Genomic DNA, 6972 nt, shown 5'->3' with positions numbered 1-6972 from the left:
CCCTTACAGATAACTTTTTCAGCAAACCCTACTTAATTAAGGTTTAGTGATTATGGTTGCTGAAAAATTAATGGATAACTCACTATCTTCTATTCCAAAATTTTCAGCACCTGTTACAAATGGTGGTACAGAAAAAACTTCTAAATAACCTGGTTTCGGCAAAAAATCCGCAAAAAATGGACTACAATAGTTTCCCGTTGCAGTGGTATATCCAAAACCTTTAACCGTTAACTGTGGACTATGAGAACTAATTAAATTATCAACATGATAAGGCTCATTTCCTGGTATTGGTATGCTAACAGGTTGCAAACCAGTAATTGTTTCACCATTTCTTATCCCAGTAATTTCATAAATCTGGTAAAAACCTAAACTGTCAGGAGTATCATTCGTAGTAAAAGTACCGTTGGCCGTTACACCAGCAGCAGCATAATTCCAGTTCCAAGTTAAAGCAGAGGCGGTTTGCATTGTTCCAAATGTAAATCCAGATGTGATAAATAAGACTACAACAGATAATGCAGATACTATAAATAAATTTTTCATTCTCAATAATAATAGTCAAAATCTTAAAATAAAAAACCCCCAGATTTGAGGGTTTTAAATTGGTACTTATGAAAAATCTGTGATTAAAACTGATTATTTTATGACCATAATACAAACGGAAGCTAAAAAAGCGGCGATGATATAAAAGACTGCCACAACTTGTAATTCTGACCAACCAGTTAATTCTAAATGATGATGCAAAGGAGCCATTTTAAATAATCGCTTACCTTTGCCGTCTGGTCCCTTTGTAGCTTTATAATAACTAACTTGTGCCATGACAGAGAGGGTTTCGACAAAGAAAATCCCACTCAGAATAAACAATACTACTAAGGTATTAGTTAATAGTGCAACAGCAGCTAAAGCACCACCCAGGGCTAAAGAACCTGTATCACCCATGAAAACACTAGCCGGGTTGCGGTTATAGGCTAAAAAGCCCAAGCAGCTACCACTGACAGCGGCACAGAAAACCATTAAGTCGGGGGAAGTAGGGGCAATGACCACACCTAATGCGAAAATAGCGATCGCTACTGTTCCCGCCGCCAAACCATCAATACCATCTGTTAAATTAGTAGCATTGCTTTCTGCAACTAGGACAAAACCCGCCACAGGCCAGAACAACAGTCCTAAAGGTAAGGATAAACCCACCCAAGGTACATGGATATTAGTTATACTAAAATCACCTTTAAATATCAACCACGCACAAAATACAGCCCCAAAGATAACTTGCAAAGCTAACTTCATCTTCGGAGAAATCCCTTTGTTAGACTTCCGACGCAAAATTTGCCAGTCGTCTATCCAGCCAATGAAACCGTAGCTGAGTGTTAAAGCCGAAACCGCCAGCACATTTTCTGAAAAATTGGATAATATACAAGCAATTATCACCGCTACAGGGATAAAAAATATACCCCCCATAGTTGGTGTCCCCGCCTTTTTTAGATGCGCCTGGGGTCCATCCTCCCGGATGATTTGCCCGGTTTTGAGAGCTTGTAACATAGGGATTACCAACTGTCCCAAAACTGCTACAACGACGGCAGATAATAAAAGAGGTAGGGTGAGGGAGTTAGTATCCCAGGGAGTCCTATCCCCCATGCCATCGAAAATCAAGGCTGTTATACTCAATAACAGGGCCAGCAAGGAGGCTAACCCAATACCGGAAAAATTCAAACTTTGATTAGGAGATAATTTAGCGTCCACAGAAAAAATTCCCTTCACTCCACACTTAAAAAAACCTCAACAATAAAATAGAAACTATTCTCGGTTGCGAGTTCCTAAAATAATATCAGTTAGTCCTCATCCACGATGGCATCGTCATCATCATCATAATCAATATCACCGATGCCATCGTCTGCGCCTAGAAAATCGGATATTACTTCTACATCTTCCCGCGAGTCTGTTTCGTGGACTTCACGAGCTATCAGTCGGCCACCCAGCCGCAACCAGTCCAACATGGAGGACTCTTGTTTTAAGGGAATGACTGATGCTCGTTGGTTTCGGGGGGCTTCACGGAGGGGAGAATCTAACATATCAACAATCACACACAAGGGTTTATATAACTAGACATTAAGAGTCTATCATTTGATAGGAGTTAATTTATTCCTTCATACAACTCTTTAATTGCTTAATCCGAATTAAAGAAAATTTTCGTTTAATTACGGAACTGTAGCCAAAAAGGCATTATTAATGAGTTGAATGGTTATAGACAAAAAACATTAATATTTGATTAATGCTGTTTTGTCATGCAAACTCTTGAGGTACAGGGCAATGATCGGTAAATCAACTCTCATAGATGTAGTTGCAGGAACAAATCGCGGGTTGTTAGCCAATGAACAACAACAACAAGCTATTTTAGCAGCGATCGCTAACTTAGAAGACTTTAATCCTACACCACGACCATTAGCAGCTAGTAATTTACTAGAAGGCAACTGGCGACTACTATACACCACAAGCAAGGCTTTACTAAACATAGATCGTTTACCCTTTTGTAAACTTGGTCAAATTTACCAATGTATTCGGGTAGAAACCAACAGTGTTTATAACATAGCCGAAATTTATGGCATTCCTTCCTTAGCAGGATTAGTCAGCGTTGCTGCTAAATTTTCACCAGTATCCCAACAGCGTGTGCAAGTAAAATTCCAACGTTCTATTATTGGTTTACAACGCCTAATTGGTTATACAACACCAGCGAATTTTATCCAAGAAATTGAATTAGGCAAAAAATTTACAGCTTTTGATTTTCCCATTCAAAGTGAACAACAACAAGGTTGGTTAGATATTACTTATATAGATGATGATCTCCGGATTGGCAGGGGCAATGAAGGTAGTGTTTTTGTATTAAGTAAGACATAGCCCAGGATTTAAAAGGTGTTTGCGAATGAAGTTACTCTATTATGGGTACTTTGTCAAGGGGGGAATTAAGAAGATTAACAACTCATTACCCATGAAAATTCACTAATTTGACAAATAACTTAACAAAACCACAAGCAAACACCTTCAGGATGTAGAGTAAAAACAATCAGCCCTACTTTAACGGCAATTCATACTTCAAAAGGGAAGATCCATCATGGTTCAACGTGGTTCTAAAGTACGTGTTCTCCGTCCTGAGTCCTACTGGTTTCAGGATCTTGGTACAGTGGTTTCTGTGGAGAAAAGCGCCATCAAATACCCTGTAATTGTCCGGTTTGACAAAGTTAACTACTCCGACCTCAACACCGCAAACTATGCTGTAGATGAGTTAATCGAAGTAGAAGCACCTAAACCCAAAGCCGCAGCAAAATAAACAGCCAAGGGTCAAGGGGATTGTTTAATGGGATGATAGGAGGAGATGTCAAAGTGAAAATCTTGGCCATTTCCTCTCTTTGACCATACCTTCCCCCTAAAATATTATTTGCTTGAATGCCTGAACTGCCTGAAGTTGAAACGGTCCGCCGGGGTTTAAATCAATTAACCCTGAGTCAAGAAATTACGGGGGGAGATGTGTTGCTACAACGCACCATCGCCTACCCGTTTTCTGTTGATGAATTTATTGATAGAATTAAAGGGAATACCATTGCTACCTGGCATCGTCGTGGTAAATATCTCCTCGCTGAACTTTCCTCCCCTTCTCCTAGCTATTTAGGGGTTCACCTCCGCATGACCGGTCAGTTACTTTGGCTAACCCAAGATGAACCTTTACACAAACACACCAGAGTGAGGTTATTTTTTGGGGAAAAGCAAGAATTACGCTTTGTTGACCAGCGCACCTTCGGGCAAATCTGGTATGTTCCTGGTCATTTAGCTGTAGAAAGTATTATGACAGGTTTAGCAAAACTGGCAGTTGACCCTTTTTCCCCAGAATTCACTGTGCAGTATTTGGCCGATAAATTAAAAAAATCCCGTCGTCCCATTAAAACTGGATTATTAGATCAGTCAATGGTGGCAGGATTAGGTAATATTTATGCAGATGAAGCTTTATTTAAAAGTGGGATTTTACCAACAACTCTTTGTACAGAATTGCAACTTCCCAAAATCGAACTTTTACGAACGGCAATTATTCAAGTTTTATCAGCGAGTATTGCGGTAGGTGGAACGACTTTTAGCAATTTCTTGAGTGTTAAAGGTGTTAATGGTAATTATGGTGGCGAAGCGTGGGTTTATAACCGCACTGGCGAACCTTGTAAAGTTTGTGGTAATGTGATCCAACGCATTAAGTTAGGTGGGCGTTCTAGTCATTTTTGTTCTCAATGTCAAAGTTAGTGTTAAATTCATATTTCTGTCTTCAAATCAACTTAAATGACTCGCTTTATCCATGATCAATTTGCCAAACAATATCTAACTGAACTATTAACACCCTATGGTCAAGTAGAAACCAGTAAAGATATTACCGCAGAAGTCAGACAAATTGACGTTGTATTTATTCCCTCACCCCAACCAACACAAAGCCTGGAAACCCTAGGAATATTGGGACAGATGGTGACAAATTATGCTATATTTGAACCATTCCGCAATGCTGTCACTAAAAGTGAAATTCGCAGTTGCATGGGTAAATTATTTGACATTCATGGAGACATAGAACGTCAATCTAACCGCAATAATAACCGCATAAATGAAGCCGAATTACCCCGACTGTGGATTTTTTCTCCTACTGCGTCAGCGGAACTCCTCGGAAGTTTTAATACGACTGTAGATGAAGAAAACTGGGGAAAAGGGATTTATTTTTTGGGAGAAGGCTTAAAAACCGTAATTATTGCGATTCACCAACTCCCCAACACACCAGAAACCCTGTTTCTGAGAATTTTAGGAAAAGGGAAAGTTCAACGACAAGCCGTTGAAGAATTAGAAGCACTGGCAAATAATAGTCCCTTCCTTGCGGATATTATACAATTGGTACATAACCTAATTGCTGTGTTATCTGCACGTCAACGACAAGAACACGATATTGATAAAGATGATCAGGAGTTGATTATGAAATTATCGGAAATGTATCAAGAACAATTAGAAGCACTCAAAAAACAAGGACTTCAAGAGGGACTTCAAGAAGGACTTCAAGAAGGACGACAAGAAGGTGTAGAAAGAGAACGACGCGCTATGGTTGAAAGTATCATGCAAGTCCGGTTTGGACAGGTTGATTCTCAGCTAGAAACAATTATCAACCCTCTCATTGCCATGAATAGAGAAGAATTTACTCCTTTGCTTCTACAATTATCTCGTGAGGAGTTATTAGCTAGATTTGCAGAATAATTGATAGGAAAATCAGCAACCTCCCCCAGAATTTCAAATAAATCAAAGCGCGAAAATAGAGAATTGGGGGGTTGACAATTGCTTCGGGATTTGTTATCATGAAGTTGATAAGGAAGAACTATCTTAAAATAAATATTAATTTTCAGAAACCGCTTACCACCAAAGTAGGCGGTTATGTTTTTTGAGTAAAGAAGTTACCTTTGTGTCTGAGTACAAGATAAAATCTTGAGTAAACGCGTTTATTTTGGAACAAGGGTAACTTATGGCTGTTAAAAAAGGAAATATGGTGCGGGCTATTCGGGAGAAGTTGGAAAATAGTCTAGAAGCTCAAGCTAGTGATTCCCGCTTTCCTAGTTATTTGTTTGAAACTCAAGGGGAAATTGTCGATATCAAGGGTGATTATGCTTTGGTGAAGTTTGGACAAGTGCCAACGCCAAATATTTGGTTAAAGTTGGAACAGTTGGAAGAGTTTGTTTAATTAGTAATTGTGCTTCAACCTAAAAATTACCCACCTGGCGACTAGAAGTCGCGGCTACACAGACAAAACCCACCTTCGTGGGTTTCAAAACCTTAGTTTTTCGTTAGTCCACGCAGGTGGACTTTGCTTGTGTAGTAGCGACTTCTAGTCGCCCAAAACTTTTAAAACATCCTCTAACCCACCCGACTATGATTAAAGAATCGCAATTATCGAAAAATTATGTCTGATTCCCCAATTATTGGTAATTCTCCCCGTGTGACTATTGTGGGTGCAGGGAGGGTTGGTAGCACTTTAGCCCAACGCATTGCCGAGAAAAATCTCGCTGATGTGGTATTGTTGGATATTGTGGCCGGGATGCCTCAAGGTTTGGCTTTAGATTTGCTGGAAGCGCGGGGAATTGAGTCCCATAATCGGCAAATTAACGGAACTAATAATTATGCAGATACGGCTAATTCTAATATTGTCGTAATTACGGCAGGGTTTCCTAGGAAACCAGGTATGAGTCGGGATGATTTGTTGAAAGTTAATGCCCAGATTGTGGTCAATGCGGCTAAAAATGCGATCGCTCATTCTCCCAATGCTATTTTTATTGTAGTCACAAATCCTTTGGATGTGATGACTTATTTAACTTGGCAAACTACGGGTTTACCCAGAAATCGAGTTATGGGTATGGCTGGGGTTTTAGATTCTGCCCGATTTGAAACTTTTGTAGCTTTAGAATTAGGGGTTTTACCCGCAGATGTGAAAGCGATGGTATTAGGAAGTCATGGAGATTTGATGGTTCCTTTATCTCGCTACGCCACTGTCAATGGCATTCCGATTACAGAATTATTAAGTCAAAAAACCATTGATGATTTAGTTGCCAGAACTCGCAATGGTGGCGCGGAAATTGTGGAATTGATGCAAACTGGTGGGGCGTTTTTTGCTCCAGCTTCGGCGACTTCAATTATGGTGCAATCAATATTATTAAATGAATCTCGGTTGTTACCAATGGCGACATACTTACAAGGGGAATATGGTTTAAATGATGTGGTAATTGGTGTTCCTTGTTTGTTAGGAAATGAGGGAATTAAAAAAATTGTGGAAGTGAATATTAATGATCAAGAAAGAGCAGCTTTGCAGACTTCGGCGGAGTCGGTGAGGGGAAATATTACTAGGGCGTTGGAGATTTTGCAGGAAACTTAACTTCCAACCCCCTCAGACTTATCTTCAATTGTAGAAGTTAATTTTCTTCGTCA

9 protein-coding genes are annotated in these 6972 nt (G+C 39.7%); 6 read left to right on the top strand and 3 right to left on the bottom strand.

What is annotated here, in order from left to right:
- Positions 1–36: 36 nt before the first annotated feature.
- The 3 genes from FJR11_RS09410 to FJR11_RS09400 form a co-directional block, all read right to left on the bottom strand.
- Positions 37–540 carry a PEP-CTERM sorting domain-containing protein gene (locus tag FJR11_RS09410; protein WP_168503437.1) on the bottom strand — a complete coding sequence of 168 codons (504 nt, stop codon included), beginning with the start codon at positions 538–540 and terminating at the stop codon, positions 37–39.
- A gap of 93 nt (positions 541–633) precedes the next feature.
- On the bottom strand, positions 634–1734 hold the full coding sequence (mraY, locus tag FJR11_RS09405) for a phospho-N-acetylmuramoyl-pentapeptide-transferase (protein ID WP_168503436.1): 1101 nt from the start codon (positions 1732–1734) through the stop codon (positions 634–636).
- Between the two features lie 89 nt (positions 1735–1823).
- On the bottom strand, positions 1824–2063 hold the full coding sequence (locus FJR11_RS09400) for a DUF3134 domain-containing protein (protein ID WP_168503435.1): 240 nt from the start codon (positions 2061–2063) through the stop codon (positions 1824–1826).
- A gap of 238 nt (positions 2064–2301) precedes the next feature.
- Between FJR11_RS09400 and FJR11_RS09395 the strand changes: the two genes are divergently transcribed.
- The 6 genes from FJR11_RS09395 to mdh all read left to right on the top strand — a co-directional run bounded on the left by FJR11_RS09395 (position 2302) and on the right by mdh (position 6919).
- Entirely contained in the window at positions 2302–2886 is a 585-nt protein-coding gene (locus FJR11_RS09395) for a PAP/fibrillin family protein (RefSeq protein WP_168503434.1), read from the top strand.
- A gap of 214 nt (positions 2887–3100) precedes the next feature.
- Entirely contained in the window at positions 3101–3316 is a 216-nt protein-coding gene (locus tag FJR11_RS09390) for a photosystem I reaction center subunit IV (RefSeq protein WP_168503433.1), read from the top strand.
- Between the two features lie 116 nt (positions 3317–3432).
- Positions 3433–4272, top strand: coding sequence for a DNA-formamidopyrimidine glycosylase (locus FJR11_RS09385; RefSeq protein WP_168503432.1), 840 nt, complete (start codon positions 3433–3435; stop codon positions 4270–4272).
- A gap of 36 nt (positions 4273–4308) precedes the next feature.
- Positions 4309–5256, top strand: coding sequence for a hypothetical protein (locus FJR11_RS09380; RefSeq protein ID WP_168503431.1), 948 nt, complete (start codon positions 4309–4311; stop codon positions 5254–5256).
- Positions 5257–5518: 262 nt separating this feature from the next.
- Entirely contained in the window at positions 5519–5734 is a 216-nt protein-coding gene (locus tag FJR11_RS09375; protein WP_168503430.1) for an NAD(P)H-quinone oxidoreductase subunit O, read from the top strand.
- A gap of 219 nt (positions 5735–5953) precedes the next feature.
- On the top strand, positions 5954–6919 hold the full coding sequence (gene mdh, locus FJR11_RS09370) for a malate dehydrogenase (protein ID WP_168503429.1): 966 nt from the start codon (positions 5954–5956) through the stop codon (positions 6917–6919).
- Positions 6920–6972: the final 53 nt, after the last annotated feature.

The sequence above is a fragment of the Anabaena sp. UHCC 0187 genome (assembly GCF_009712035.1).
Taxonomy (GTDB): domain Bacteria; phylum Cyanobacteriota; class Cyanobacteriia; order Cyanobacteriales; family Nostocaceae; genus Dolichospermum.
This window is presented reverse-complemented; position numbering and strand designations above follow the sequence as displayed.